Source organism: Streptomyces sp. NPDC033966 (assembly GCF_055575955.1).
In genome coordinates, this window is sequence record NZ_JBVIRQ010000007.1 from 23,961 (window position 1) to 50,624 (window position 26,664).

The 26,664-nt window shown below is 75.5% G+C and carries 24 protein-coding genes and 1 tRNA gene; 15 read left to right on the forward strand and 10 right to left on the reverse strand.

What is annotated here, in order from left to right; genetic code table 11:
- The first annotated feature begins 89 nt into the window (after positions 1-89).
- The gene (treZ, locus tag ACZ518_RS20905; protein WP_469114489.1) at positions 90-1,841 is read left to right on the forward strand and encodes a malto-oligosyltrehalose trehalohydrolase; all 1,752 of its coding nucleotides are present in this window, start codon (positions 90-92) and stop codon (positions 1,839-1,841) included.
- 16 nt (positions 1,842-1,857) lie between these two features.
- Here the strand turns inward: treZ and ACZ518_RS20910 are convergent, their stop codons facing one another.
- A complete protein-coding gene (locus ACZ518_RS20910) occupies positions 1,858-3,012 on the reverse strand; it encodes an aminopeptidase P family protein (RefSeq protein WP_469114490.1) in 1,155 nt (384 codons plus the stop codon).
- Positions 2,990-3,856 carry a LysR family transcriptional regulator gene (locus ACZ518_RS20915; protein WP_469114491.1) on the reverse strand — a complete coding sequence of 289 codons (867 nt, stop codon included), beginning with the start codon at positions 3,854-3,856 and terminating at the stop codon, positions 2,990-2,992. Before ACZ518_RS20915 ends, ACZ518_RS20910 begins: the two co-directional genes overlap by 23 nt.
- 139 nt (positions 3,857-3,995) lie before the next feature.
- Here ACZ518_RS20915 and ACZ518_RS20920 point away from each other — a divergent pair, with 139 nt between their 5' ends.
- Complete coding sequence (locus tag ACZ518_RS20920; protein ID WP_469114785.1) at positions 3,996-4,751, forward strand: CTP synthase C-terminal region-related (seleno)protein; 756 nt, start codon at positions 3,996-3,998, stop codon at positions 4,749-4,751.
- Between the two features lie 74 nt (positions 4,752-4,825).
- Positions 4,826-4,898: transfer RNA gene (locus tag ACZ518_RS20925), tRNA-His, on the forward strand.
- Positions 4,899-4,977: 79 nt separating this feature from the next.
- Here ACZ518_RS20925 and ACZ518_RS20930 read toward each other — a convergent pair.
- Positions 4,978-5,733: an alpha/beta fold hydrolase gene (locus ACZ518_RS20930; protein WP_469114492.1), complete on the reverse strand. Its 756-nt coding sequence runs from the start codon at positions 5,731-5,733 to the stop codon at positions 4,978-4,980.
- Positions 5,734-5,806: 73 nt separating this feature from the next.
- Between ACZ518_RS20930 and ACZ518_RS20935 the strand changes: the two genes are divergently transcribed.
- Positions 5,807-6,523, forward strand: a complete 717-nt coding sequence (locus ACZ518_RS20935; RefSeq protein WP_469114493.1) for a hypothetical protein — start codon at positions 5,807-5,809, stop codon at positions 6,521-6,523.
- Here ACZ518_RS20935 and ACZ518_RS20940 read toward each other — a convergent pair.
- Positions 6,510-8,573, reverse strand: a complete 2,064-nt coding sequence (locus tag ACZ518_RS20940; RefSeq protein WP_469114494.1) for a phosphocholine-specific phospholipase C — start codon at positions 8,571-8,573, stop codon at positions 6,510-6,512. The genes ACZ518_RS20935 and ACZ518_RS20940 overlap by 14 nt on opposite strands.
- Before the next feature lie 329 nt (positions 8,574-8,902).
- Between ACZ518_RS20940 and ACZ518_RS20945 the strand changes: the two genes are divergently transcribed.
- A complete protein-coding gene (locus ACZ518_RS20945) occupies positions 8,903-10,984 on the forward strand; it encodes a GTPase-associated protein 1-related protein (RefSeq protein ID WP_469114495.1) in 2,082 nt (693 codons plus the stop codon).
- Here the strand turns inward: ACZ518_RS20945 and ACZ518_RS20950 are convergent.
- Together ACZ518_RS20950 and ACZ518_RS20955 are read right to left on the reverse strand one after the other, a co-directional pair.
- Positions 10,962-11,291 carry a hypothetical protein gene (locus tag ACZ518_RS20950; RefSeq protein WP_469114496.1) on the reverse strand — a complete coding sequence of 110 codons (330 nt, stop codon included), beginning with the start codon at positions 11,289-11,291 and terminating at the stop codon, positions 10,962-10,964. The two genes, ACZ518_RS20945 and ACZ518_RS20950, sit on opposite strands and share 23 nt — an antisense overlap.
- Positions 11,292-11,336: 45 nt before the next feature.
- Positions 11,337-12,875, reverse strand: a complete 1,539-nt coding sequence (locus tag ACZ518_RS20955) for a hypothetical protein (RefSeq protein ID WP_469114497.1) — start codon at positions 12,873-12,875, stop codon at positions 11,337-11,339.
- A 178-nt stretch (positions 12,876-13,053) separates the two neighbouring features.
- Between ACZ518_RS20955 and ACZ518_RS20960 the strand changes: the two genes are divergently transcribed.
- Genes ACZ518_RS20960 through ACZ518_RS20985 form a run of 6 tightly spaced genes read left to right on the forward strand, consistent with a single transcriptional unit; the run spans position 13,054 to position 19,225 of the window.
- Complete coding sequence (locus ACZ518_RS20960; RefSeq protein ID WP_469114498.1) at positions 13,054-14,088, forward strand: 3-oxoacyl-ACP synthase III family protein; 1,035 nt, start codon at positions 13,054-13,056, stop codon at positions 14,086-14,088.
- The gene (locus ACZ518_RS20965; RefSeq protein ID WP_469114499.1) at positions 14,085-14,831 is read left to right on the forward strand and encodes a glycosyltransferase family 2 protein; all 747 of its coding nucleotides are present in this window, start codon (positions 14,085-14,087) and stop codon (positions 14,829-14,831) included. The genes ACZ518_RS20960 and ACZ518_RS20965 overlap by 4 nt, the downstream gene beginning before the upstream one ends.
- Positions 14,831-16,330 (forward strand): class I adenylate-forming enzyme family protein, encoded by a 1,500-nt coding sequence (locus tag ACZ518_RS20970; RefSeq protein WP_469114500.1) that lies wholly within the window; start codon positions 14,831-14,833, stop codon positions 16,328-16,330. The genes ACZ518_RS20965 and ACZ518_RS20970 overlap by 1 nt, the downstream gene beginning before the upstream one ends.
- Positions 16,327-17,082, forward strand: coding sequence for a glycosyltransferase family 2 protein (locus tag ACZ518_RS20975; RefSeq protein ID WP_469114501.1), 756 nt, complete (start codon positions 16,327-16,329; stop codon positions 17,080-17,082). The genes ACZ518_RS20970 and ACZ518_RS20975 overlap by 4 nt, the downstream gene beginning before the upstream one ends.
- Entirely contained in the window at positions 17,079-18,326 is a 1,248-nt protein-coding gene (locus ACZ518_RS20980) for a cytochrome P450 (RefSeq protein ID WP_469114502.1), read from the forward strand. The genes ACZ518_RS20975 and ACZ518_RS20980 overlap by 4 nt, the downstream gene beginning before the upstream one ends.
- Positions 18,323-19,225: an NAD-dependent epimerase/dehydratase family protein gene (locus tag ACZ518_RS20985; protein ID WP_469114503.1), complete on the forward strand. Its 903-nt coding sequence runs from the start codon at positions 18,323-18,325 to the stop codon at positions 19,223-19,225. The genes ACZ518_RS20980 and ACZ518_RS20985 overlap by 4 nt, the downstream gene beginning before the upstream one ends.
- Here the strand turns inward: ACZ518_RS20985 and msrB are convergent.
- The 4 genes from msrB to ACZ518_RS21005 all read right to left on the reverse strand — a co-directional run bounded on the left by msrB (position 19,206) and on the right by ACZ518_RS21005 (position 22,526).
- Positions 19,206-19,613, reverse strand: a complete 408-nt coding sequence (msrB, locus tag ACZ518_RS20990) for a peptide-methionine (R)-S-oxide reductase MsrB (protein ID WP_469114504.1) — start codon at positions 19,611-19,613, stop codon at positions 19,206-19,208. The two genes, ACZ518_RS20985 and msrB, sit on opposite strands and share 20 nt — an antisense overlap.
- A gap of 15 nt (positions 19,614-19,628) precedes the next feature.
- Positions 19,629-21,038: a UDP-N-acetylmuramate--L-alanine ligase gene (murC, locus tag ACZ518_RS20995; protein WP_469114505.1), complete on the reverse strand. Its 1,410-nt coding sequence runs from the start codon at positions 21,036-21,038 to the stop codon at positions 19,629-19,631.
- Positions 21,039-21,108: 70 nt separating this feature from the next.
- The gene (locus tag ACZ518_RS21000) at positions 21,109-21,576 is read right to left on the reverse strand and encodes an indole-3-glycerol phosphate synthase (protein ID WP_469114506.1); all 468 of its coding nucleotides are present in this window, start codon (positions 21,574-21,576) and stop codon (positions 21,109-21,111) included.
- A 146-nt stretch (positions 21,577-21,722) separates the two neighbouring features.
- Positions 21,723-22,526 carry a pyrimidine reductase family protein gene (locus ACZ518_RS21005; protein ID WP_469114507.1) on the reverse strand — a complete coding sequence of 268 codons (804 nt, stop codon included), beginning with the start codon at positions 22,524-22,526 and terminating at the stop codon, positions 21,723-21,725.
- Positions 22,527-22,562: 36 nt separating this feature from the next.
- Here ACZ518_RS21005 and zapE point away from each other — a divergent pair, with 36 nt between their 5' ends.
- The 4 genes from zapE to ACZ518_RS21025 all read left to right on the forward strand — a co-directional run bounded on the left by zapE (position 22,563) and on the right by ACZ518_RS21025 (position 26,645).
- Positions 22,563-23,669, forward strand: a complete 1,107-nt coding sequence (gene zapE, locus ACZ518_RS21010; RefSeq protein WP_469114508.1) for a cell division protein ZapE — start codon at positions 22,563-22,565, stop codon at positions 23,667-23,669.
- Positions 23,670-23,731: 62 nt separating this feature from the next.
- On the forward strand, positions 23,732-24,157 hold the full coding sequence (locus ACZ518_RS21015; protein WP_469114509.1) for an OsmC family protein: 426 nt from the start codon (positions 23,732-23,734) through the stop codon (positions 24,155-24,157).
- A 159-nt stretch (positions 24,158-24,316) separates the two neighbouring features.
- Positions 24,317-25,657, forward strand: a complete 1,341-nt coding sequence (locus ACZ518_RS21020; protein ID WP_469114510.1) for an alkaline phosphatase PhoX — start codon at positions 24,317-24,319, stop codon at positions 25,655-25,657.
- Positions 25,658-25,742: 85 nt separating this feature from the next.
- Positions 25,743-26,645 (forward strand): polyphosphate kinase 2 family protein, encoded by a 903-nt coding sequence (locus ACZ518_RS21025; RefSeq protein WP_469114511.1) that lies wholly within the window; start codon positions 25,743-25,745, stop codon positions 26,643-26,645.
- Positions 26,646-26,664 lie beyond the last annotated feature (19 nt).

Sequence of the window (26,664 nt, forward strand, 5' to 3'; positions counted from 1 at the left end):
GTGTGGAGTGTCCAGAACTCCCCCGCCGGGCCCGGAATGATGGGCACGATTACGCATGCTGGACACCGCCGGAGACGAGGGGACCGTCCGTGCAGTTCGAGGTGTGGGCACCGCTGACAGGTCGGGTCGCCATGCGACTGAACGACACCGCCTACGACATGGCCCCCGACCCGGCCCCCGGCCGCTCCGGCTGGTGGGTCGTCGAGGCCCCGGCGGCCGACGGCGACCGGTACGGGTTCCGGCTGGGCGACGATCCGGTGGTCCGGCCCGATCCGCGCGGGCGGCGGCTGCCGGACGGCACGGAGGGCCTGTCGGCGGTGGTCGACCTCACGGCCCTCGCCCCCCACGTGCCGGCGCCGCACCTGCCGCTGCAGGACGCGGTCCTGTACGAGCTGCACGTCGGCACCTTCACCCCCGAGGGCACCTTCGAGGCCGCGGCGGGCCGCCTGGGATACCTGGCCGGGCTGGGCGTCACGCACGTGGAGCTGATGCCGGTGTGCCCCTTCCCGGGCCGGCACGGCTGGGGGTACGACGGGGTGGCGCCGTGGGCGGTGCACGAGCCGTACGGGGGCCCGGCGGGGCTCGCGGCGTTCGTGGAGGCGGCGCACGCGGCCGGGCTCGGGGTGGTGCTGGACGTGGTCCTCAACCACCTGGGCCCCTCCGGCAACCATCTGCCCGCCTTCGGACCGTACTTCACCGACACCCGCCACACGCCCTGGGGCGCGGCGGTGAACCTGGACGCGCCCGGCTCCGACGAGGTCCGCTCGTACCTGATCGGGAGCGCGCTGGCCTGGCTGCGGGACTACCGGATCGACGGGCTGCGGCTGGACGCGGTGCACGCGCTGGCCGACGGGCGGGCGCTGTCCTTCCTGGAGGAGCTGTCGGCCGCCGTGGACGAACTGGCGGCGGAGACCACGCGGCCGCTGTTCCTGATCGCAGAGTCCGACCAGTGCGACCCCCGGCTGACGACCCCGCGCGCGGCCGGCGGCCTGGGGCTGCACGCGCAGTGGAACGACGACTTCCACCACGCCCTGCACTGTGCGCTGACCGGTGAATCGCAGGGCTACTACGCCGACTTCGCCGAGGCCCCGCTCGGCGCCCTCGCCAAGACCCTGACGCGGGCGTTCTTCCACGACGGCACCTGGTCCTCCTTCCGGGGCCGCACCCACGGCCGGCCGGTGGACCGCCGCAGTACCCCCGCGCACCGCTTCCTCGGCTACGCCCAGACCCACGACCAGGTCGGCAACCGGGCGCTGGGCGACCGGCTGTCCGCCTCCTGCTCCCCCGGACTGCTGGCCTGCGCGGCGACGCTCGCGCTGACGGGGCCGTTCGTGCCGATGCTATTCATGGGTGAGGAGTGGGGGGCCGGCACGCCCTGGCGGTACTTCACCGACCACCCCGACCCGGAGCTCGCCGAGGCGGTGCGCAGCGGCCGGCGCCGGGAGTTCGCGGCGCACGGGTGGAAGGCGGAAGAGGTCCCGGACCCGCAGGACCCGGCCACCCGCGACCGGTCCTGCCTGGACTGGGCCGAACCGGAGCGGGAGTCGCACGCCTGGCTGCTGGAGTGGTACCGGACCCTGATCCGGCTGCGCCGCACCCACCCGGACCTGCGTGACCCGGACCTGGCGGCGGTCCGGGTCGCCTACGATGAGGAGCGCCGCTGGCTGACCTTCCGGCGGGGCGAGGTGCGGGTGGTGGTGAACCTGTCGACGGAGTCGGTGACGGTGGCGCTGGGCCGCAACGGGGTGCGGGTGCTGGCGTCCTGGGAGCCGGTGGAGCATCCGGGTCCGGACGGGCGGATCCACGTACCGGGCGAGTCGGCGGTGGTGCTCGGTCCGTAGCCCGCGCCGACAAGCCCTAGCCGACGATGGCCATCTCGCGGGGGGCGTTGTTCAGGCGGCGGCCGCCGTCCGCGGTGACCGTGACGATGTCCTCGATCCGGACGCCGAACCGGCCGGGCAGGTAGACGCCCGGCTCCACGGAGAAGCACATGCCGGGGACGAGGGGCTGTTCCTCGCCCTCGACCATGTACGGCGGCTCGTGGGTGGTGACGCCGATGCCGTGGCCGGTGCGGTGGATGAACCGTTCGCCGTAGCCGAACTCGGTGATCACGGCGCGGGCCGCCCGGTCCACGTCCTGGCAGCTCGCGCCGGGCCGGACGGCCGCGAAGGCGGCCTGCTGGGCCTCGCGGACGATGTCGTGGACGCGCTGCTCCTCGGGGGTGGGCTCGCCGACGTGGACGGTGCGGGAGATGTCGGAGCCGTAGCCGTGCTTGAGGCCGCCGAAGTCGAGGACGACCATGTCGCCGTGCCGGATCACGCGTTCGCCGGCCTCGTGGTGCGGGTCGGCGCCGTTGGGGCCGGAGCCGACGACGGTGAAGTCGACCTGGGAGTGGCCGTGTACGCGCAGCAGCCCGGCCAGGTCGGCGGCGACCTCGCTCTCGCGGCGGCCGGCGAAGGGGACGTGCAGGATCTGCGCGTACGCGGCGTCGGCGGCGGCTCCGGCGGCCGCGAGGCGGGCCAGTTCCCGTTCGTCCTTGACGGCACGGAGCATGGGCAGGGCTTCGGTGAGCGGTACGTAGCCGGTGGCGGGCAACTCCCTTTGCAGACCGAGCAGGTGCAGCGCCCAGGTGTTGTCGCTGACGCCGAAGCGGCCGCTGACGTCGAGGAGCGGCGCGGCCACCCGGTACGGGTCCTTGCCGTCGGTCCAGTCGCGCAGGGTCAGGGCGTCCGCGCCGGGTGCCCTGGCCGCGTCGGGGGCCTCCAGGGCGGGGACGACCAGTACGGGGTCCTGGCCGGCGGCGAGGACGAGCAGGGTGAGCCGCTCGGTCTCGGCGGTCGGGCGGTAGCCGGTGAGGTGGACGAGGTCGGGGCCGGGTGCGATGAGCAGCCCGGCGAGTCCGGCGTCGGCGGCGCTCTGTGCGGCGGCGGCCATCCGGGCGGCGTAGTCGGCGGCGGTGAAGGCCTCGGGCTCGGCGTGGGCCGCCGGGTCAGGAGTCGGTGTGGTGGTCATACGGGGATCCTGCCGTGAGGCGTGCGGCGAGCGCAGCGGCCGCGCCGGACGGACCGGCGGGCGCGAGCAGCTCCGTACGGTGCACCAGGCGGGGTGCGGCGAGCGGTACGGCCACTCCGGCGCGGGCGGTCTCGGCGACCGGGCGGGGCAGCAGTACGAGGCCGTGCCCGGCGGCGGCGAGGGCGCACAGCGCGTGCACGTCGGTGCCGTCGTAGTGCAGGGCGCGGCGTCCGGTGGTGAGCGGCAGCCCCACGTCCGGGGCGTCGAGCCAGCGCGCGGCGGCCAGGTCGTCGAGCCGGACGGAGTCCCGTGCGGCGAAGGGGTGCCGGGCGGGGAACAGGACGGCGAGCTCCTCCTCGCCGACGCCGGTGACCCGCAGCGGGGCCACGTCGGGCAGCCGCAGCGGGTCGCTGGGGGCGGCGAGCCCGTCGACGAGCCCGAGGTCGCAGTCCCCGGCGGCGACGGCGGCCGGGACCCGGGCCGGGGGCAGGACGCGCAGGGTGACGCCGGTGGCGGGCAGGGCGGCGAGCAGCCGGGGGTGCGCGGCGGCGAGGGGCGAGACGGCGAGGGTGATCCGGCCGGGCGGGGCGGCGGCGAGGCGCAGTACGTCGGCGCGGGCGGCGTCGAGCCGCAGCAGCAGCGGCCGGGCGTGCTCCAGCAGGCGGGCGCCGGCCGGGGTGGGGGCGACGGGCCGCCGGGTGAGCAGTCCGGTGCCCAGGTCGGCTTCCAGGGCGGCGATGTGCTGGGAGACGGCGGACTGGGTGTAGCCGAGTTCCCGTGCGGCGGCGGAGAAGGAGGCGAGGCGCGCGACGGCGGTGAAGGTGCGCAGGAGGTGCGGGTCCATGGCCGCAGGATCCCATCGCCGTCCATCAGCACTGCTTATCGACCGTCCGGGAACAATCGTTGGCGCTGAAGCGGGACCGGGTCGCAGGATGATCCGCATGACCACCGCACAGGCGCCCTACGGCGCGTCCGCCGCTCCGATGACCGTCGCCCGGATCGCCCTCGTCGGCGACCGCTCCCCGCACGTGGAGTCCCACGCCCGGATCCCGCTCCTCCTCGACGCGCTGGCCTCGCGCGAGGGGCTGGTGCTGGACGCCTGCTGGATCCCGACCGCGGGAGCGGAGGCGGAGGCCGCGGCGGGGACCCTGGCCGGGTTCGACGCCGTGTGGGTGCTGCCGGGCAGCCCGTACGCGAGCGAGGCGGGGGCGCTGGCGGCGATCCGGGTGGCCCGGGAGGAGGGCGTCCCCTTCCTCGGGACGTGCGGCGGCTTCCAGCACGCGCTGCTGGAGTACGCCCGCCACGTGTGCGGGCTGGCGGGGGCCGCGCACGCCGAGAACGACCCCCGGGCGGAGGACCCGCTGATCGCCCCGCTGGCCTGTTCGCTGGCCGGGCACGAGGCGCTCGTACGGGCCCAGCCCGGTTCGCTGGCCGAGTCGGCGCTCGGGGCGGACCGGTCCACGGAGCGCTACCACTGCCACTACGGTCCCGCGCCCCGCCACCTGCCGGTGCTCGCCGCGCACGGGCTGCGGCTGTCGGGGCACGACGAGGACGGCGCGGTGCGGATGGCGGAGCTGCCGGGGCACCCGTTCTTCCTGGCCACGCTCTTCCAGCCGGAGCTGGCGGGGGACGGGTCGCGGCCGCACCCGGTGATCCGGGCGCTGGCCGCCGCGGCGGTCGCCCGCGCCGCGCGCCGCGCGGAGGGGACGCGTCCGGGCGGTGGCCGGACCGCCGGATAACCCGTCGCGGGACCACCCCCCGGATCGGCTATGCTGTGCATGCACAACGAACGGGCGGTCCGCCGCCCTTCGTGGTGGGTGTAGCTCAGCTGGTAGAGCACCTGGTTGTGGTCCAGGTGGCCGCGGGTTCAAGTCCCGTCACTCACCCTTCCGGTCCCGTAGGGGGTACGAGGTTCGCCTCGTACCCCCTACGGGCTTTTCCGGATCCGGGTCGGGTCGCGTCGGGTCAGCCGCGCAGGAAGGCCTCCACCTCTGTGACGAAGGCCACCGGGGTCTCGTGGGGCGGGTAGTGGCCGGCGCCGGGGACCGTGACGACTCTGCAGTTCGGGTACGCGGCCTGCCAGGTGGCCCGCATCACCTCGGCCGTCAGGGCGAGGTCGTACGCGCCGACCAGGACGAGCACCGGCAGGGTGCTGCCCTTGACCGCGGAGAACAGGTCGCGGGGCTGCCAGTCGGCGAGGTAGCCGGCGAAGGCCTCGGGGCGGGAGACGTCGAGGGAGTGGCCGACCATGCGCTCCAGCCAGTGGCGGCTCGCCCGGTTCCCGGTGACCAGGTCGAGGATCGTCCGCCGCTTGCCGGGGTCGTCGGCGGCCCCGTAGAAGAGGGCGTGGGTCGCGTCGTCCATCGGGTAGGGACCGGCGGGGACGGGCGTGAGCCCGATCAGCTTCTCGACGCGCTCGGGGGCGCGGGCCAGTACCTGCTGGGCGGCCTTGCCGCCCATGGAGTGCCCGAGCAGGGAGAAGGTGTCCCAGCCCAGCTGGTCGGCGAGCGCGAGGACGTCGTCGGCGATCTCGGGGAGGCTGTAGCGGCCGGGGACGTCCCGGCGCTCGCCGTAGCCCCGGTAGTCGAGGAAGGCGTACGAGAAGCCCTGCGGGTCCAGGTAGTCGAGCACGGAGCCCCAGTTGGCGGAGGTCCCGAACCAGTCGTGCAGCACGATGACGCGGACGGGTCCGGTGCCGATCAGGCGATGGGCGATGGCCATGCGTTCTCCCTCGGTGACGGGGGTGGCGGAAACCGACGCCGTACGTCCTGCCCATCCGGCCTACGATCACACCGTGCCGACGAAACCGCCCCGCCAGCCGCTGGTCATGGGGGACTTCTCACGGGCCGACGGGGCCCGCCACCCGCACCACCCCACGGGCTACGAGGTCAGCGACCCCGCCGAGATCCGCGAGGTCCGGGCCGTCCGGCGGATCGGCCGGCAGCGTGCCGCCGCCGCGGCCGCCAAGGGCGTCGTCTTCTGCTCGTGCGGGGACGACGACGGGACCGCGCACCCCACCCCCGAGTCGAACCGGCTGCTCGACCCGCTCTCCCCCGAGGGGATCCCGGCCCGGCACCGGGCCCGCTGGGCAGCGGCCGCCCCCGAGGGGCTGCGGGAGTACGCCGAGGCCCTGGCCCGGGGCGAAGAGGAGCCGGCCCCGCCCCGCGGGGTGCCGTACGCGGTGGTCTTCGGCTGGCTGGGCGCCCCTCGCGCGGAGCCCCGCGACGCGGCGTGGCTGCTCGCCGAGCGGGGACCCCGGCGGCTGCTGGCCGGGGTGGGCACCGGGGAACTCGCCTGGGCGGTGCGGGAGACGGACCGGGCGGGGCTGGAGGGAGCGGTGCGGTTCTTCGCGAGCGAGGAGTTCACCACCCGCCACCCCAAGCGCCGCCGCGTCCCCGACACCGCCCGTGACCTGCTGCTCCGGCACGCCCGCAGCCACCGCCCCGGGGATCTGGCGGTCCTGGAACGGCGGCTGCTGCGCACACCGGACGACCGGATCAGACGGTCTTGAGCGCCGGGTCGGAGACGCTCGGGGCGCCCGTCTCCACGTGCCCCGCGAAGCGGCGCAGGAAGGTCGCGTCGGCGTCCGAGACCACGGAGACGTCGTACCAGCGGCCCGAGGCGCGCAGGTCGACGGTGTGGGAGACCGTGGCGCCCGGGTTGACCTTGAAGGTCTGGGCGGCGCCGCCGTAGGCGTTGGTCACCGTGAGGTTCACCGCGGCGGTGCCCCCGTTGACCAGGGTCAGGGCCAGGTTGCCGGTGGCGTCCACGTGGCGGGCCGTGACCTCGGGGCCGGCCTTCTTCGCCGGTCCCCTCCAGGTGCGCAGGAAGCCGTTGGGGCCCCAGACCGTGAGGTCGATCTTGTTGCCGGTGGAGCTGCTGGTGCTCCAGGTGTCCGAGAGGGTCTTGCCCGCCTCGACCGTGTAGGGCCAGGGGCCGTCCGTACGGTTGCCCGAGGTGCTGTGGAAGTGGGCGCCGAGCTTCGGGCCGGAGGCGAAGGTGAGCGTGAACTTGCCCGTGGAGACGGTGCGGGAGCCGTCCACGTAGGGGCTGTAGCCGAGCGCGCGGGCCGGCTTGGCGCCCGCCTCCTGGCGGGGCAGGGTGCCCGTGGCCGGCACGGCCGGGGTGTAGGACGGGTGGCGGTTCTTGTCCGGCGGGACGTACCCGGCCGTGGAGGGCAGCGCGGCGGGCGCGGCGTCGGTCAGGGTGAAGTCGAACGCCGAGGTCAGGTCGCCGCAGACGGCCCGGCGCCACGGCGAGATGTTGGGCTCCTGCACCCCGAATCGCTTCTCCATGAAGCGGATCACCGAGGTGTGGTCGAAGGTCTCGGAGCAGACGTAGCCGCCCTTGCTCCACGGCGAGACCACGATCATCGGCACGCGGGGGCCGAGCCCGTAGGGTCCGGCCGCGTAGCCGGAGACGCCCCCGGTGTACAGGTCGCCGGTGACGCTCGCCGTGGACAGGCCCCACGCCGAGGAGGCCGGCGGGTACGGCGGGACGACGTGGTCGAAGAACCCGTCGTTCTCGTCGTAGGTGATGAACAGGGCGGTCTTCGCCCACACGGCCGGGTTCGCCGTCAGGGCGTCCAGCACCTGCGAGATGTACCAGGCGCCGAAGTTGGCCGGCCAGTTGGAGTGCTCGCTGAAGGCCTCGGGGGCGGCGATCCAGGAGACCTGCGGCAGGGTGCCGTTCACCACGTCGGCGCGCAGCCGGTCGAAGTAGCCGTCGCCCGCCTTGGCGTTCGTGCCCGTACGGGCCTTCTCGTACAGGGGGCTGCCGGGCTGGGCGTTGCGGTAGGCGTTGAAGTACAGCAGCGAGTTGTCGCCGTAGTTGCCGCGGAAGGCGTCGTTGATCCAGCCCCAGTGGCCGGCCGCGTCCAGGCCGTCGCCGATGTCCTGGTAGACCTTCCAGGAGACCCCGGCGGCCTCCAGGCGCTCGGGGTAGGTCTTCCAGCCGTAGCCGGCCTCCTGGTTGCCGAGGACCGGGCCGCCGCCCGTGCCGTCGTTGCCCGTGTAGCCCGTCCACAGGTAGTAGCGGTTGGGGTCGGTGGCGCCGATGAAGGAGCAGTGGTAGGCGTCGCAGACCGTGAAGGCGTCGGCGAGGGCGTAGTGGAACGGGATGTCGTTCCGCGTCATGTACGACATGGTGGTGGCCGTCTTGGCCGGGACCCACTTGTCGTACTTGCCGTTGTTGTAGGCCTGGTGGCCGCCGGCCCAGTCGTGGTCCAGGCCGGTGAGGAACTGCATGCCGAGGTCCGCCACCTGCGGGTGGAAGGGCAGGATGTCCTTCGTGCCGTTCGACTGGTGGAAGACCGACTTGCCGTTGTCCTGGATGACCGGCCGCGGGTCGCCGAAGCCCCGGACGCCCTTCATCGAACCGAAGTAGTGGTCGAAGGAACGATTCTCCTGCATGAGGACGACGATGTGCTCGACGTCCTGGATCGTGCCGGTGGTGCCCTGCGCCGAGATGGCGGCAGCCCGCGCGATGCTGTCGCCCAGCATCGTGATGGCGGCGGTGCCGCCGGCGATCTGCAGGAACCTGCGCCGGTCGAGTTCAGCCATGGGTGACGACCTCTAGGGGGTGAGGGGGGATCGAGGGGCGTCCCAAGGACAGCGGTCCCGGGGTACCGGCCGGAGATCCCCGTCTGACGTCGGGCCGTACAGCGGGCGAACGGAAGCCCCCGCGGACGGAACTCCCGGACGGCCCCGATATCTGCTGGAATGGCCTCCACACACTGCAACGGGGGGCGCAGACGGATGGCGGGGGACGTGAGGGGGCGTGGCGTGCGCTCCGCTGCCGGTACGGTACGGGCAACCACGGCCCGCACAACAGACCCTGACGTCACGTCGGTCCGGGTCGGTGCCGGCCTCCGCCGGGCGGGGGGCCGGGCGTGAACCTCCCCCAGCTGCACTACGCGGGCGGCCCCGACGGCTCCGGCTTCACCTCCGTCACCCCGGGGGTGGGCGGGGAGCTGCTGCGCGAGGCGGAGCCGCTCCTGCGGTACGAGCCGCCGTGCCGGGCGCCGTCCGCCGGGTTCCCCGAGGCGCTTTCGCTGAGCTTGCTGTCCGACGGGAGCCGGCTGCTGTCCCGCGCGGTGCACACCGGTGCGGGCTTCGACTTCGACTCGGGGTACGGGGACGGCGGCGGCCCCGGGTCCGGGGACGGCTTCCACGCGCACGCCGTGCACCTGCCCGAGCCCGCGGGGGCGGGCCCCGCGCGGCCACTGCCGGTCACCGCCTGGGGCTCCGCGCAGTGGGAGGAGCGGACGCCGGCGGGCGGGCCGCCCCCGCCGCTGGAGCGGATACCCGCGCCGGGGCGGCACGACCGGGCGGCGCTGGCCGCCTTCGTCGCCGCCCGGGGGCCGTGGCTGGCGGGGTTCTTCGCCGACGTGCGGCGGGCCGCGGAGGACCCGGACGCCCCGCGCGTCCTGCTGGTGGAGGAGGACAGCGCGGCCGTGGCCCGCTGGGTGATGCTGGCCTGCGGGGTGCTGCCGCACGAGCGGGGACAGCGGCTGACCTTCACCACGTACGCCCGGCGGCCGCTGCTCGCCCCGCAGCGGCTGGTCGGTGTGCTGCCCGGCGACGAGCCGTCGGAGCCGGGGCCGTGGCGGGTGTACGGGGCCGCGGCGGCGGACGCTCCCGGGGAGTGCGGGGACCTGTGGGCGCGGACGGCCGCGGCGGTGTGGCTGGCGGCGCGGCCGGAGCTGTTCGCGCAGGTCAGGCGGCTGCCCGCGGAGCCGTACGCGGCGGGCCCGCTGGCCTCGCTGGCGCTGGCCGCCGGGATCCCGCTGGAGCCCGCGGCCCGGGAGGCGGCCGCCGGGTGGGACGGCGCGGCCGGGGACTCCCCGACGCCCGTGCCGGCGGGCGGGGAGCCCCTCCCCGACGTGGCGCGGCGGCTGGCGCACGCGCTGATCACCGACCCGGACCGGGCGTACGGGCAGCGGGAGCGGGACTCGCTGGCGGAGCTGCCCGTGCTGCGGGCCCTCGTGCTCGACCGGCTGGACGCGCTCGCCGCGGGCGATCCGCCCGCCGGGGCCCGGCTGTTCGAGCGGACCGGGCTGCGGCTGGGCGCGGCGGAGGCGCTGCCGCACCTGCGGATGTGCGCCCGGGCGGCGGCGGCCGCGGACACGGACGCGCACGCGGACCGGGTCGTCGCGCTGGACGCCCTGCTGCGGGAGGCCGGGGTCTCGCTGTACGCCGAGCCGCTCGTGCTGCGCACCGCGATGCGGCTGGTCTGGGCCGGGGACCCGCCGGAGGCGGCCGAGGCCGGGCTGCTGCTGGCGACGACGGGCGCCGCCGTGCACCGGGACGCCGGGACCTGGGAGCTGCTCGCCCGGGCCGCCGCAACGGCCCCCGCCGGGGACGGGGCGGCGGCGGACCTCGCGCCGGAGCTGCTGCGGCACTTCGGGGCGGAACTGCCGGACGGGACGCGTCCCGCGCTGCTGCTGTGGGAACTGGTCCGGGACCTGCGCGCGGGCGGGCCGGCCGGGGACGGGCTGCGCCGGGCCCTGGAGCTGGGGTCCCTGTCCCCGGAGCCGGGCGCGCGGGAGGCCGCGTACGCGGCGGTGGCCGGGCGGCTGCTCGCGCAGGACGGGCCCGAGGAGTCGGGGCTGCGGGCCCTGGCGGGCAGCGAGGACCCCGAACTGCTGGCCGCGTACCGGCAGGCGGCCCGCTCCGCCCCGGTGGCGGAGCTGCTGCGGAACGACCCGGGCCACCTCGCCTCCTGCTACGCCGCCTGGTCGGCGCGACCGCAGGCAGGACCGCTGTGGCAGGAGACCCGTACGGAGCTTCTGGAAGGGGTGCTGCGCCCGCTGCTGCCGGAGCTGCCGGCCGCCCACCTGGCCGCTGCCGGGCGGGAGCTGGCCCGCCGGGACGGCCACCTGGCACGGGAGTTCCACAGCTGGCGGCGCCCGTCCCCCCTGGCCCGGCTGCGCGGCGCGCTGCGGGCTCTCATCCCCCGAGCAGGGCGCTGATCTGCTGGGCGAGGGCCAGGCCGACGCTGCCGGCGCCCAGGCCGAGGGTGATGGTCTCCAGGCTGCGCCGGACCAGCCCCGGTTCAGGGGCGCGCCGGTCCCGGCCGGCCTCTTCCAGTTCGCCGCGCAGGGTCCGCGCCGCGTCGATCCGCTCCGGGGCGGCGTCCCGGTCGGTGAGCCACCGGGCGAGTTCGGCGGCCAGCCGCAGGACCCGGGCGGCGTCGTCCTCGGACCCGATGTTGATCACGCCGTCGTCCCCGTAGTTCCCCGGGCCGTTGACGTTCCCGTGGAAGTTGTACGTGCCCATGGGCGGCTCCTCTTCCGGTGCGGTGGGGGCGGGTACGGGCCGGGTTCAGGTCTTGGCGGGTGCCGGGGAGGGCCCGGGGCCGCCGCCGGCCGGGGGCGGTCCGGGCTTGGCCGGGCCCGTCAGCGGGCCGGCGGCGGAGATGTTCACCGAGCCGCCCGCCCCGAAGTTGCCCGGCCCGTTGACGGGGCCCTGGAAGGTGTAGTTGTGGTGGTTGATGACCTGCCGGGCTTCCTCGAAGGAGCTCGTGTCGACGTTGTGGGCCTTGAGGAACCGCTCGGTCGCGGTGAGCACGCCCTGCTGGAGGCGCTGGAAGAAGTCCACCGCGTCCGTCTGTTCGGTGAACCCCATCCGCTCCCAGTCGCCGGCCCGTTCGCGGATCCCGCCGGTCGCCCCGTAGTCGAACTCGGTGTGCCGCCTGCCGATGACCCAGCGCCAGTACCGCAGCCGGCCCCAGCGCCGGCCCCGCTCCCAGCCCCTGCGCAGCAGCCGGGCCGGGGCCTTGAACAGGAGGGGGAGGAAGCGGCCGGTGGCGAAGGCGAACAGTGTGGACCAGCGGCCGAAGGGGTCCAGCCGGAGCGTGCGCACCTCCTCGAACTCCTCCCGCAGGGGCGGGATGACGTAGGCGGCCAGCTCCCAGGTGAGACTCGGGTGCTGGAGCCGGGCCCTCAGGTGCATGGAGACGATGACCCGGCCTCCCTCACCGGCGCGTTCCATGCACAGGTACGTGCGCATGCCCGCGCCGGGCCGGGTCAGGGCCGCCCGCACCAGCTCCTGCGGGACGACGGGGCTCGGCGCCCGCAGCCGGTCGGGCAGCAGCTCCGGGCCCGCGTAGCCGACCCGGGTGCCGAGCACGTACAGCCGGTCCTGGGTGCGCAGCCCCTCCAGGCCGGCGATGGTGCCCATCTGCTCGGCGACGAACTCGTGCAGCTCGACCACGTCGAAGGGGACGATCTCCGGCGCCGGCCCGCCCGCGGGGCCCGCGGCGGGCGTGCTGACGTCCATGGGCTGCCAGACCCGCTCCAGGAAGGCCCGGCCGCTGCCGACGAACGGGGTGTCGTGCCCCGTCTCCTGGTGGTACGGAACGGCGTTGGCCCGCTCCTGCTCGCGCAGCGCGGCCTCGACCGCCGGGGCGAGCGGCGGGACCAGCCCGCCGGGGTACCCCTTGGTCCCGATCACCCGCAGGGCCATGGTCCGCGCCCGGTGTTCGGCGGCCAGCACCAGGAGCCAGGCGCCGAGGAGTCCGCCCGCGAGCGCGAGGCGGGAGAGGCCGACCAGCAGATCGGGCCGGTCGCCGGCGCCCGCGTAGACGCCGAGCACGACGCCGCCCGCCAGCATCGCGAGGAGGCCCGTCAGCAGTGCGTCACGCAGGCCGGTGCGGCGGGTCGCGGCGCGGGCGTGCCGGGCCACGGCCACCAAATCCAGGCCCAGTGCGGGCCCGAGCGCCTCCAGCCGGTCCCCGGTCAGGTCGGCCGCCGTCCTGTGCGCGAATTCCTCGTCCAGGTGCGCGGCCGCGCTCAGCAGCCGGTTGGTGGCGTCGTCCCCGTAGGTGACGAGCCCGGGTAAGGCTCTGCCGTCGTCCGCCATAATCCCTCCCCCGTGGGTGTGGCCGGTCGGACCACGATACGGAAAGCCGTGCGCGGTGTCCCGGGGTTCGACAGGGCGTTCTCCGGGTGGGTGGACGGGGGGCCTACTCAGCGTCCCCACAAGGGAACTGAGCATCCGTACTCAGGCCGGGGCGCGGCCGGATCGCCATCGTGGAGGCATGCACATACAGTCCTGTGTTCCGCCTCGTGTTCCGCGGCCGCGCGTCGGCATCACCGCCGTCGGCAGCCTGCTGCCCGAGGACGTCCTGTCCTCCGACGAGCTCCAGCGGGAGGTGGCCCGGCGCAGCGGCCTGGCGCTGCCCGCGCGGCTCCTGACACAGGCCACCGGGATCGTCTCGCGCCGGGTCGCCGCTCCGGGGGTGTACGCCTCGACGCTCGCGGTGGGCGCGGCGCGCCGGGTACTGGACTCGGCCGGGCTCACCCCGATGGACGTGGACCTGCTGGTCTTCGCCTCGGCCTCGCGGGACCTCGTGGAGCCGGCGACCGCGCACATCGTGCAGGCCGAACTGGGCTCCAGGGCCCACGCGGTGGACGTGACCAACGCCTGCAACAGCTTCGTCAACGGGATCGACCTCGCTCGCGGCATGGTCCTGGCGGGCCGGGCCCGGCGGGCACTCGTCGTCACCGGGGAGACCCCGAGCCGGGCGGTGCGCAGGGACCCGGCGGACTTCGCGGAGTTCCGCAGCGGTTTCGCCGGCTACACCTTCGGCGACGCGGGCGCGGCCGTCCTGCTGGAGGAGGTGGAGCGCGGCGGGATCCTGGACGTGGACAGCGAGACGCATTCGGAGCACTGGAAGGTCGGGGGCATCCCGGGCGGCGGTTCGCGGCACCCGCGCGGGGACGCGTACACGTACTTCCAGGGGGACGGGCACGAGCTGCGCGGGGTCTTCGAGAAGGTGGGGACGGCGGTCATCGACCGGACGCTGCACCGCACGGGCATGGACTGGGACGGTTTCGCGAAGGTGCTGGTGCACCAGGTGACGGTGCCGTACCTGGAGCGGTTCGCGGAGCTGACCGGGGTGCCGGCGGAGAAGCTGGTGGTGACGGTGCCCGAGCTGGGGAACGTCGCGAGCGCGAGCATCGGGGTGCAGCTGGAGCGGGTCTTCCCGGAGCTGGCGGCCGGGGAGCGGGTGCTGTTCGTGGGGCTGGGCGGCGGGATCAGCATCATGACGATGGTCTGGGAGAAGTCTTGAGCACGCGGATGTGGGTGGTGGTGCCCGCGCACGAGGAGGAGGCGCGGCTCGCCGGCACCCTGCGGGCACTGGCCGCGCAGCGGGACCGGGACTTCACGCTGCTGGTCGTCGACAACGCCTCGGCGGACGGCACGGGCGGTGTCGCGCGTGAGTTCGCGGCGCGGGCGCCGTTCCCGGTGGAGGTGATCGAGGAACCGGAGAAGGGGGTCGGTTCGGCGGTGGACACCGGGTTCCGGTACGCGATCGCGCGCGGCGCGACCCTGCTGGCGCGGACGGACGCGGACTGCCTGCCCCGGCCCGGCTGGACGGGTGCGGCGCGGGCCGCGCTGCGGGAGCGGCCGGGGCTGGTGTGCGGGCGGGTCACGGCCCGGCGCGACGAGCACGGGCCGCTGGGGCGGGCCGGCTTCGCGGGGCTGGTCGCGGTGGCCGCGCTGTTCGGGAGGCTGCGGCCGGAGCACTCCCGGCGCCACGGCTTCCGGGCTCCGTACCGGATGCACGCGGGGAACAACATGGCGATCACCGCCGAGCTGTACCTGGCCGTGGGCGGGATGCCCCGGCGCCCCTCGCCGACGGACCGGCTCTTCCTGAACGCGGTACGCCGCCACACCGACCGGATCTCCCGCTGCCGGGGCATGGTCGTGGAGAACTCCACGCGCCGGCTGCGCGCGTACGGACTCGCCGGAACCGCCCGCTGGTACCTGGACCAGGGCAGCGGCACGCACGGAACGGACGACCCCCGCTGATGCTGGACCGACTCGACAGGGCGCTGCGGGCCCGGCCCGAGCAGCCCGCCGTACTCTCCGCGACCCGTTCGGGCGGTACCCGGGTGCGTGCCACCCGGGGCGAACTCGCCGGACTGGCCGACGACTTCGCCGCCGCGCTGCACGCGCGCGGGCTGCGCGCCGGGGACACCGTCGGGGTCGCCGTGCGGCCCGGGCCGCGCGCCCTGGCGGTGCTGCTCGCGCTGTGGCGGCTCGGGCTGCGCGGCGCGGTGCTGGACCCCGGGGCCGGGGCGGAGGTGCTGCGGGCCCGGCTGGAACTGGCGCGGCCCGCGCTGGTGCTGGCGGACGGCGCCGCGCAGGCGGTGGCGGGGTGGGCCCGGCCGCTGGCCCGGCGGGCGGCGCTGGAACTGCCGGAGCTGGCTTCGCTGGGGCCGGTGGCCACGGTGGGGCCGCGGCTGCCGGGGTGTGCGCCCGCGCTGGAGCGGGGGGCGCCCCGGGCGGGGGTGCCGGCCGGGTACGAGGGCGACGGCGACGCCGTGATCGTGTTCACCTCCGGGACCACCTCGCGGCCCCGGGCGGTGGTGCACACCCGGGCGGGGCTGGCCGCCGGGATGGAGACGGTGTCGGAGCTGTTCGAAGGGGGCGCGGGCGGGCCCGTGCTGGGCGGGACCTTCTTCGTGCTGGTGCCCTCGCTGACGCGCGGGGCGCCGGTCGCGCTGCCGGCCCGCTCCCCCGCGACGCTGGCCCGGCAGCTGGAGCGGCTGCGGCCGCGGGACACGTACCTGACGCCGCCGCAGCTGCGGGACGCGCTCGGGGCGGGGGCCCGGTTCGGTGGCCGGGTGTGGACGGGTTCGGCTCCGGCGAGCGCGGGCCTGCTGGGCCGGGTCCGGGAGGCGGGCGCGGACCAGGCGTGGGGGGTGTACGCGCTGACGGAGCTGTTCCCGGCGGCCGCGGTGGAGTCCCGGGAGAAGGCCGCCTTCGAGGGGGCCGGGGACCTGGTGGGCGCCCCGCTGCCCGGGGTGCGGACCGCCGTGGACGCGGCCGGCCAGCTGCTGCTGACCGGGCCCGCGGCCCGGGACCGCTACCTGGGCGAGGCACCGGACCCGTGGGTGGCGACCGGGGACCGGGCGAGCCTGGACGGGGCCGGCCGGATCGTGCTGGAGGGCCGCTGCAAGGACATGGTGCTGCGCCGGGCGGAGAACATCTACCCGGGCCTGTACGAGCCGGGCCTGCACGTGCCGGGGGTGGAGCTGGGCGTGCTGGTCGGGGTTCCGGCGGGCGACGGGGACGAGCGGCTGGTGGCGGTGGTCCAGCCGCAGCCGGGTGTCCCCGAACCGGCGCTGCGGGCCGCGCTGTCCGAGCCGCTGCGGCGGATGGGCACGGCCCGGCCGGACGCGCTGCTGTTCGCGCGGATCCCGCTGTCGGGGCGCTCGCGCAAACCGGACCGGGCGGCGGCGTCGGCGCTGGCGGCCCGGCTGGTGACGGCCTCGGGGACGGCCGCTCCGGGGAGGCGGGCGTGAGCCTGTGGGTGATCGTCCCCGCCTACAACGAGGCGGGGGCGATCGGGGGCACCCTGGCGGCGCTGGCCGCGCAGCGGGACACCGGCTTCCGGCTGGTGGTCGTCGACAACGCCTCCACCGACGGGACGGCCCGGATCGTACGGGAGTTCGCCCGCTCGGCCCCCTTCCCCGTCGAGCTGGTCCACGAGCCCGAGCCGGGGGCGGGCACCGCCGCCGACACCGGCTTCCGGCACGCCGTACGCGGCGGGGCGCGCCTGCTGCTGCGTACGGACGCGGACTGCCTGCCCGCCCGGAACTGGACGGCGGTCGCCCGGGCGGAGTTCGGCCGGGGGGCGGAGGTGCTGTGCGGGCGGAGCGTGCCGCGCCGCGACGAACGGCCGACGTTCGCCGAGGCCCGGCTGCTGCCCGCGCTGGTGCGGCTGTCGGCGCTGTACGGGCGCCTGCGGTCCGCGCACCGGGACCCGCGCTACCTCGCCCCGTACGTGCTGTGCCACGGCCACAACCTCGGCATCACCGCCGAGCTGTACGTGCGCTGCGGCGGGGCGCCGCGCGAGCGGCTGGAGGAGGGCTCGGAGGACGTCACCCTGCTCAACCGGGCCCGTGAGCACAGCGCGCGCGTGGTGCGCGCCGAGCACCTGGTGGTGCAGAACAGCCTGCGGCGGCTGCGCTCCTGGGGTGCCCGGCGCACCCTGCTCTGGTACTGGGACCGGCGTTACCGGCCCACCGACACGAAAGAGGTCCACGTCCGATGACCAGCCACGCCCGGGCCCGACGGCGCGACCGCCGGGTCTACCTGCGCAGCCACCCACTGCTGTTCGGGCTGCTCGCCGCCACGCGCGGGCGGGCCGCGCGCCGGATCGGGGGCACCGTGCTGGTGCACGACGCCGGCGCCTACCGGGAGGCGCTGACCCGGATCCCGCTGGACCGGACGGCGGCCGGGACCACGGGCGGTGCCGCGCGGGAGGCGCTGCGCGGGGCCGGCGGAGTGCTGTTCGACCAGGAGGGCGGCGGGCACCGGGCGGGCCGGCGCTCGCTCGCGGAGGGGCTCGGCGCGGCCGGGGTGGAGGAGCTGCGCGCACTGTGGCGGCCGCTGCTGGTACGGGGGACCGCGCCGCTGGGCCGGGGTGCGGAGGTGGACGTGGTGGTGCTGGCGCGGGAGCTGGCCGGGTCGGTGGCGGGGGCCCTGCTGGGCTGCGCGGCCGAGCCGCGGGCGCTCGCGGAGGCGGCCGCGGAGGCCGCGTCGGCCTCGGTACGCGGCCACCTGCCGGGCCCGCCGAGGCCCGGGGCGGCGGCAGCGGCGGCCCGGGCGGCGGAGCGCCTGCGGGGGGTGCTGGGCGGCGGGGACGCCCTGGACGCGATGGTGGCGGTGGCCGCGGTGAACACCACCGTGGCGGCGGTGCCCCGGGCGGTCGCCTGGTGCGCGGACGCCGGGCTGTGGGGGCAGGCCGCGGACCCGGGGCTGCGGCCCCGGCTGGCGGAGGAGCTGCTGCGGGTCACGGCGGCCTCGCCGGTGCTGCCCCGGGTCGCGGCGGGGGCGGGGTCGGTGGGGGGCTGCCCGGTGCGGGGCGGTGACCGGCTGCTGCTGGTGGCCCGGCACGCGGCGGGGGCGCACCGGCGCGACCCGGACGGGCGGGACCCGGCGGGGGCGGGGGTGGGCCGGCTGGTGTTCGGGGCGGGGCCGCACGTGTGCCCGGGGGCGCGGCTGGCGACCGTACTGCTGGAGGACGTGCTGGCGGCGCTGGCCGGGTACCGCCCGGTGGTGGTGCGCTCCCGGGTGGACCGCCGCGCGGCCCTGCCGGGCTGGCGCGTGCTGACGCTCAGGTCGTGTCTTTTGGATCAGGCCGGATCAGCCCGCGGCGTCTGGTGCCGTGGATCGCAAGGCCGAGGAGGGAGTCAACGCGGAGCGTTGGCGACCGACGAGAACGCGGCGAGGCGCGGCACCAGACGCCGCGGGCCCGGCCTGATCCGAAAGACACGACCCAGGGCGGGCTCGTGAGGATCGCGGTCACCGGCGCGAGCGGCTTCTGCGGCGGGCACGTGGCCCGCGCGGCGGCGGCGGCCGGGCACTCCGTCGTCTGTCTGGGCCGCGGGCCGGGCCCGCTGGGCGAGCACCGGTTCTGGGACGCGGCGTCGGCCGGGCCGGACCTGTCGGGGGTGGACCTCGTCGTCCACTGCGCGGCTGCGGTCGGCGATCCGGCTCCGGGCTCCCGGGCGGAGGCGGCGATGCGCGCGGTCAACGTGGACGGCACCGCGCGGCTGCTGCATGCGGCTGCCGGGCGGCCGGTGGTGTGGGTGAGCAGCGCGAGCGTCTACGACCCGCGCCGCGGCCGCGGCCGCGTCACGGAGGACCACCCGCGCGCCAACCACCTCAACGCCTACGGCCGTACGAAGGCTGCGGGCGAGGCGCTGGCCCTGGCGGCGGGCGCGGTGGTGCTGCGTCCGAGGGCGGTCTACGGCCCGGGCGACACCCAGCTCCTGCCCCGCCTGCTGTCGCGGGTGCGCGCCGGCACCCTGCTGCTGCCGGGCCCGGACGTGGAGCTGAGCCTGACGGCGGTGGAGAACCTGGCGGACGCCTGCCTGGCGGCGCCGGGCTGGACGCCGGGCGCGTACAACGTGGCGGACGCGGCCCCGTACGGCCGGGACGCGGCGGTCACGGCGGTCCTGCAGGCCCACGAGGTCCGGGCGCGGATCCGCCACCTGCCCCTGGGGCTGGCGGGGGCGGCGGCCCGCACGGCGGAGTCGGTGGCCCGTCTGACCGGCACCGAACCGGCCCTGAGCCGTTACGCGGTGGACCAGCTGGCGCACCCGGTGGTCCTGGACCTGGCCAGGGCCCGCGCGCAGGGCTGGACCCCGCGGCGGACCCTGGAGGACTACCTCAGCCCTCGGTCGGCGTGAGCCGCAGGGAGATGCTGTTGATGCAGTACCGCTGGTCGGTGGGGGTCGGGTAGCCCTCGCCCTCGAAGACGTGTCCGAGGTGGGAGCCGCACTTCGCGCAGAGGACCTCGGTGCGGACCATGCCGTGCGAGACGTCGGCCCGCAGCTCCACCGCGTCGGTGTCCTTCGGGTCGAAGAAGGACGGCCAGCCGCAGTGCGACTCGAACTTCTCCGAGGAGCGGAACAGCTCGGCGCCGCAGCCGCGGCAGGAGTACACGCCCTCCGTCTTGGTGTCGGTGTACTCACCGCGGAAGGCGGGCTCGGTGCCGGCGAGGCGCAGCACCTGGTACTCGGACGGGGTCAGCTCCGCCTGCCACTGCTCGTCCGTCTTCTGGACCTCGTACGCCATGACTCCATCGCTCCCTTAGTTCGACAGGCGGGCGAGACGGATCTTTTCCAGGATCTGGGGTCCCAGATCCGTGACGTCACCCGCGCCCATGGTCAGAACGAGATCACCGGGCTTGGCCATTCCCGCGATGACCTCGGCGACCGCGGCCTTGTCGTGCTCGGCGGCGACGTCGGCGCCGGCGGTGCGGGCGGCGGAGATGATCAGCTCGCTGGTGATGCCGGGGATCGGGTCCTCGCGGGCCGGGTAGATGTCGAGGACGACGGAGGCGTCGGCCAGGGCGAGGGCCTGGCCCATCTCCTTGCCCAGTTCCTGGGTGCGGGAGAAGAGGTGGGGCTGGAAGACGACCAGGATGCGGGAGTCCCCGGCGGCGCCGCGGATGGCCTCCAGGTCGGCGGTCATCTCGGTGGGGTGGTGCGCGTAGGAGTCGATGACCTGGACCCCGGCGGCCTCGCCCTTGAGCTGGAGGCGGCGCTTGACGCCGGTGTACTTGCCGAGCGCGGCGGCCAGGTCGTCGGCCGGGATGCCGAGGGCGATGCCGGCCGCGAGGGCGGCGACGGCGTTGTGGGCGTAGTGGCGGCCGGGCACGGAGACGGTGAAGACGATCTCGCGGCCGTCGATCACGACCGAGACCTCGCTGGTCAGGCCCCGGGGGGTGACCTTCCGGATCCAGACGTCGGCGCCCTCGTGCTCGCCGTACGTGGTGACCGTCAGCTCGGGGTTGCCGCTGACCCGGTAGGCGATCTCGGCGGCGCCCTCCTGGCCGTGGGCGACGACGAGGGTGCCACCGGGGACGATCTTGCCGACGAAGGTCTCGAAGGACTCGTAGATCTCCTCCATCGACGCGTAGTTCGCGTGGTGGTCGAGCTCCGCGTTGAGGATGATCGCGACCTGCGGGGTGTACTTGTGGAAGCTGCGGTCGCTCTCGTCCGCCTCGGCCACGAAGACGTCGCCCTCGCCGTGGTGGGCGTTGGAGCCGGGGGCGTCCAGGTCGCCGCCGATGGCGTACGAGGGGTCCAGGCCCAGGGCGCTGAGCGCGACGGCCAGCATCGAGGTGGTGGTGGTCTTGCCGTGGGTGCCGGCGACGGCGATCGGGCGCAGGCCGTCCATGACGGAGGCGAGGGCGTCCGAGCGGTGCACGACCGGGATGCCGAGCTCGGCGGCACGGGCCAGCTCGGGGTTGTCGGCGCGGATGGCGCTGGAGACGACGACGCAGGTGGCGTCGGTGGCGAGGTGGCCGGCGGCGTGCCCGATGTGGACCGTGGCCCCGTGGGCGCGCAGCGCCTGGGCGGTCTCGGAGTCGCGGGAGTCGCTGCCGGCCACCTGCGCACCGCGCTGGGCGAGGATCTTCGCGATGCCGGACATGCCGGCGCCGCCGATGCCGATGAAGTGGGGCCGTTCCATCGCGGTCGGCAGGCCGGGCTTCATTCAGGTCGCTCCAGGATCGAGTGCGGGGTGTGCCCGCCGGGACGTGCCCGCGGGGTGTGTCCGCCCCAGCCTATTCGTTGTGGGCGAAGAGCTTGAGCACCGGAACCTCCACTTTGTGCCGGGCGCGGGAGGCCCAGTCGCGGTGGAAGAACTCCTCGACGAGGTGGGGGGCGGTCAGGACGATCACCTCGTCGGCTCCGGTCTCGTCGACGACGGCCTTCAGTTTGTCGAGCGGGTGGTCCTCGACGATCTGGCCGACGGCCTTGGCGCCCTTGGCGCGCAGGGCGGCGAGTGAGAGTTCGAGCGCCTGTGCGGCGGGCCCCCGGGCGGCCTCGCCCTCGGGCACGTCGGCCTCGTGGAGGGCCTCGGGCAGTTCGCCGAGCGCCACGTCGTCGATGGCACGGAGCAGCCGGTCCTGGTCACCCCTGGGTTGCATGAGGACGAAGAAGGAGACCGGGTCGTCTCCGTGCAGGGTGGTGACGAAGTCCACGTCCACCGTGGTCAGCGGCTGCTCGATCATCAATACGCTCGTGAACACGGACGCCCTCTCCTTCATGGGCCGAGGCCGGTCGGCCGGCCCCTGCGGAAACCATCCTGCCCCGCTTGCGCGCGGGGCCTCGCGAGTATGTCTGCCCAGGTATGTGCCCGTCGGAAGCTAAGCGGAACGAGAAATTCCGCTCCTGGTCAGATCCGACGGTAGCTGGTGAACAGGAACCCGGCCTCTTCCAGTACGCAGGCGGGCGCGAGCCGGTGCGGAACCGCGACGGAGGGCCCGCCGGAGATCCGCTGGGCGTCGCCCGCCGTGAGCGTCGGGGAGATCGTCAGGCACAGCTCGTCCAGTACGTCGGCCGCCACGAACTGCCCCAGCAGCCGGGGACCGCCCTCGGTCAGCTGGCGCCGCAGCCCCCGCGCGGCCAGCTCTCGCACCGCCCGCTCCGGGTCCACGGCGGCCCCGTCGCCCGCCATCACGACCTCGGCCCCGGCCGCGGCGGCCCCGGCCACCCGGTCGGAGGGGGCCCCGGCCCCGGTGACCACCAGGGTGGGGACCAGGGGCGAGGTGAACAGGGGCAGGGTGAAGTCCAGGTCCAGGCTCGCGGTGACCACCGCGATGGCGGGGGCAGGCCCCTGCCCCGCGGCCGCGCGGCGGGCCGCGAAGACCTCCCTGGCCCGCGCCGGGCGGTAGCCCTCCTGGCGAACCGTTTCCGCCCCCACGACCACCACGTCGGCCAGGGCCCGCAGGGTCCCGAAGATCCGCATGTCGGTCTCGCCCGAGATGGGCTGGGAGCGCCCGTCGTGCTGGGCCGCGCCGTCCAGGGTGGAGACCATGTTGGCCCGCAGCCAGTGGGCGCCGGGGGCCAGCTCGGGATACGCGTAGGCGTCGGCGAGCTCGTCCAGCGACCACTCCCGGTCGTCGGACGGCCACGCACGGTCGGCCGGGCCCCCGGGAGCGGCGGATGTCTGATCGGTCACAGGGAACAGGCGTCGCATCGGTGCAGTGTGACACGCCCCGTAGAGTTAAGAGCTGTGTCAACATCACTCTCCACCTCTGGTCCTGCCCCCGGGCAGCCCCCCATAGCCGACGCGGGCCCCCTCGCCCTGTGCGCCCGCGAGCCGCGCGTGCCCGCCGAACGGCTGGTGGCCGAGATGGTGCCGCCGCCCCGCTTCGACTCGGTGCGCTTCGACACCTACGACCCGGACCCCACCCAGCCGAGCCAGGCCGAGGCCGTCACCGTGCTGAGCGGTTTCGCCGCCGGCCTGGGCGGGGCCCACGCCAGCGGCGCCGGCCGGCGCAAGTGGTTCCAGAAGAAGGCCCCCGCCCCGGCCGCCGGCCCGCGCGGGGTCTACCTCGACGGCGGCTACGGCGTCGGCAAGACCCACCTCCTGGCCTCGCTCTGGCACGCCACCCCGGCCGAGCCCGCGCTCAAGGCCTTCGGCACCTTCGTGGAGCTCACGAACCTGGTCGGCGCGCTCGGCTTCCAGCAGACCGTGCAGACCCTGGGCGGGCACCGGCTGCTGTGCATCGACGAGTTCGAGCTCGACGACCCGGGCGACACCGTGCTGGTCTCCTCGCTGCTCAGCCGCCTCGTGGAGCAGGGTGTGGCGCTGGCCGCCACCTCCAACACGCTGCCCGGCAAGCTCGGTGAGGGCCGCTTCGCCGCCGCCGACTTCCTGCGCGAGATCCAGGGACTGTCCGCCCACTTCCGGCCGCTGCGCATCGACGGCCAGGACTACCGCCACCGCGGCCTGCCCGAGGCCCCGGCGCCCTTCTCCGACGAGCAGGTCGCGAAGGCCGCGTACGCGACCCCGGGCGCGAGCCTCGACGACTTCCCGGGCCTGCTGGACCACCTGGCGAAGGTCCACCCGAGCCGCTACGGGGCACTGACGGACGGGATAGCGGCGGTCTGCCTGACCGACGTCGTCCCGGTGCCGGACCAGTCGACGGCGCTGCGCCTGGTGGTGCTGGCCGACCGGCTGTACGACCGCGAGGTCCCGGTGCTGGCCTCCGGGGTGCCCTTCGACCGGCTGTTCAGTGAAGAAATGCTCAACGGCGGTTACCGGAAGAAGTACTTCCGAGCCATATCGCGGCTCACCGCCCTCGCGCGCGACGCGAAACCCCTGGTCTCCCAGTAGGTTTGGCACGGCCGGGTCGCTTCTCGCGGCCCGGCCGTTTCCACTTCTGCGAAGGGATCACCATGGCCACCACGCGTCACGCGCACACCGTCTGGGAAGGCGACCTCCTCAAGGGCAAGGGCGTCGTCTCCCTCGACTCCTCGGGCCTCGGCTCGTACGACGTCTCCTGGCCGGCCCGTTCGGAGGCGGCGAACGGCAAGACCAGCCCCGAGGAGCTGATCGCGGCCGCCCACTCCAGCTGCTTCTCGATGGCCCTCTCGCACGCCCTCGCCGGCGCCGGCACTGCTCCCACCCGCCTGGAGACCAAGGCCGACGTCACCTTCCAGCCGGGTGAGGGCATCACCGGCATCCACCTGACGGTGGAGGGCGAGGTCCCGGGCATCGACAACGACGCCTTCGTCGCCGCCGCCGAGGACGCGAAGAAGAACTGCCCGGTCAGCCAGGCCCTGACGGGTACGACGATCACCCTGAGCGCCAAGCTCGCCTGATCCCCTTCCGCTGTCACCACCACCGGGCCCGGCGCGCACGCCGCGCCGGGGCCCGGTGGGTGACGGGGGCGGGTGCCCGCACGCGTCGCGCGGGACCCGGGCACCCGGCGTGGTACCACGGGCCGGTCACATCTCCAGTGGTCCAGCGGGGAGTTGCCGATGTCCGTCACCCGACGCAGCCTGCTCGCGGCCGGCGCGGTCGCCTTCAGCGGAGCCCTCGGAGCGCTGTCCGCCCCGGGCCGCGCCCGCGCCTCCGCCCGGGGGTACGGGCCGCTGCTGCCCGACCCGGCCGGGCTGCTGGACCTGCCCGCCGGATTCTCGTACCGGGTGCTCTCGCGCGCCGGGGACCCGCTGCGCTCGGGCGAGGGCACCGTGCCGGCCAACTGCGACGGCATGGCCGCCTTCGGCGCGGGCGGCGGCCGGCTCCGCCTGGTCCGCAACCACGAGAACCGCGCCACCGCCGCGCTGCGCGTCCCCGCCGTGGACGGGCTCACGTACGACCCGGGGGCACTGGGCGGCTGCACGGTGCTGGAGCTGGACCCGGCGGGAGCGGTGCGCGCCGAGCGGGTCGGGCTCGCCGGCACCGCCGTCAACTGCGCCGGCGGGCGCACCCCCTGGAACACCTGGCTGAGCTGCGAGGAGACCGAGGACCGGGCGGGTGATTCGGGGTACTCCCGCGACCACGGGTACGTCTTCGAGGTGGACCCCGCCGACCCGCACCGCCTCGGCGCCGTCCCGCTGACCGCGCTGGGCCGCTTCGCGCACGAGGCCGTCGCCGTGGACCCGTACCGGGGGGTGGTCTACGAGACCGAGGACGCGTTCGTACGGCCCTTCGGCCTCTTCTACCGCTTCCTGCCCGCGCTGCCGCTCGGCGGCCGCGGCTCCCTGCGGGCCGGCGGCGCCCTGGAGGCGATGCGGGTGCCCGGGGTGGCGGACCTGTCGGCGGTGGACGAACCGGGGGCGGAGTTCCCGGTGGAGTGGGTCCCCGTACCGGACCCCGCCGCGGCCCTGACGCCGGTCCGCTTCCAGGACTTCGGGCCGCGCGGGATCACCCACGCGCAGAAGCTGGAGGGCTGCTACTGGGGAGGGAGCGGGGTGTACTTCGTCTCCAGCTACGCCCGCGGCCGCGAGGGGGCCGCCGCCGACCACCACGGCCAGGTGTGGTTCCACGACCCGGTGCGCGGCCGGCTCCGGCTGGAGGTGCTGTTCGGCCCGGCGGCGGACACCGCCCTGCCCGGGGACTCCCCCGACAACATCTGCCTGGCGCCCGACGGGGGGCTGATGGTGTGCGAGGACGGCGGCGGGGACCAGTACGTCTTCGGCGTCACCCCGGGCGGGGAGGTCTATCCGGTGGCCCGCAACGCGGACGGCATCGGAGGGGCCGGGGCACCGGAGTGGGGGGAGTTCGCGGGGGTCACCTTCTCCCCCGACGCGCGGACGATGTACGTCAACGCCTACGCGCCGGGCACCACGTTCGCGGTGACCGGCCCCTGGCGGTGACCCGCCGGCCGGTACCCGCCGTCTCGCGCGGCCGTCCGATGTGCTGCACGATCGTACGGAACCGAGCGGATCGGGGTGGACAGCGGTGGCCGGGAAGCAGACGAAGGGCGGCGGCGCCCGCAAGGCCGGGGCGACCCGCGAGGGTCCGGGCCCGGCGGTCGCGCCCCTCCTGCGGGTGGCGCCCGGGGAGCGGGTCGACCTGGCGGCCCTCGACACGTCCGCCACGACGGGCGGGCCTTCCGACAAGGCCGCCGGGGCCGGGGCCATCGCCCGGATGGCCGCACCGCTCGCCTCCCTCCAGGAGCGGCTCTACGCGGCCAGCACCGCCGGGGACCGCCGCAGGCTGCTGCTCGTCCTCCAGGGCATGGACACCAGCGGCAAGGGCGGCACGGTCAAGCACGTGATCGGCCAGTTCAACCCGTCCGGCTGCCGGATCAGGGCCTTCAAGGCCCCCACCCGCGAGGAGCGCGCCCACTCCTTCCTCTGGCGGATCGAGAAGGCCCTCCCCCAGCCCGGCGAGATCGGCATCTTCGACCGCTCGCACTACGAGGACGTCCTCATCGCCCGGGTCCGCGAGCTGGCGCCGGCGGACCGGCTGGAGCGGCGCTACGAGCAGATCAACGCGTTCGAGGAGGCCCTCGCCGACGACGGCGTGACGCTGGTGAAGGTCTTCCTGCACATCGGCTGGGAGGAGCAGCGCGAGCGGCTCCTGGCGCGGCTCGACGACCCGGAGAAGCACTGGAAGTTCAGCCCGGGGGACATCGAGGAGCGCGCGATGTGGCCGGCGTACCGGGAGGCGTACGAGCTGGCGCTGGAGCGCTGCTCCACGGAGGCGGCGCCCTGGTACGTGGTCCCCGCGGACCGCAAGTGGTACCGCAACTGGGCGGTGGGCAAACTGCTGCTGGAGCATCTGGAGGCGATCGGTCCGAAGTACCCGCCGGGTGACTTCGACGTCCGGGAGTACCGGAGGCGTCTGCTGGCGAGCTGAGTCCCGCCGCCCGGTTCCC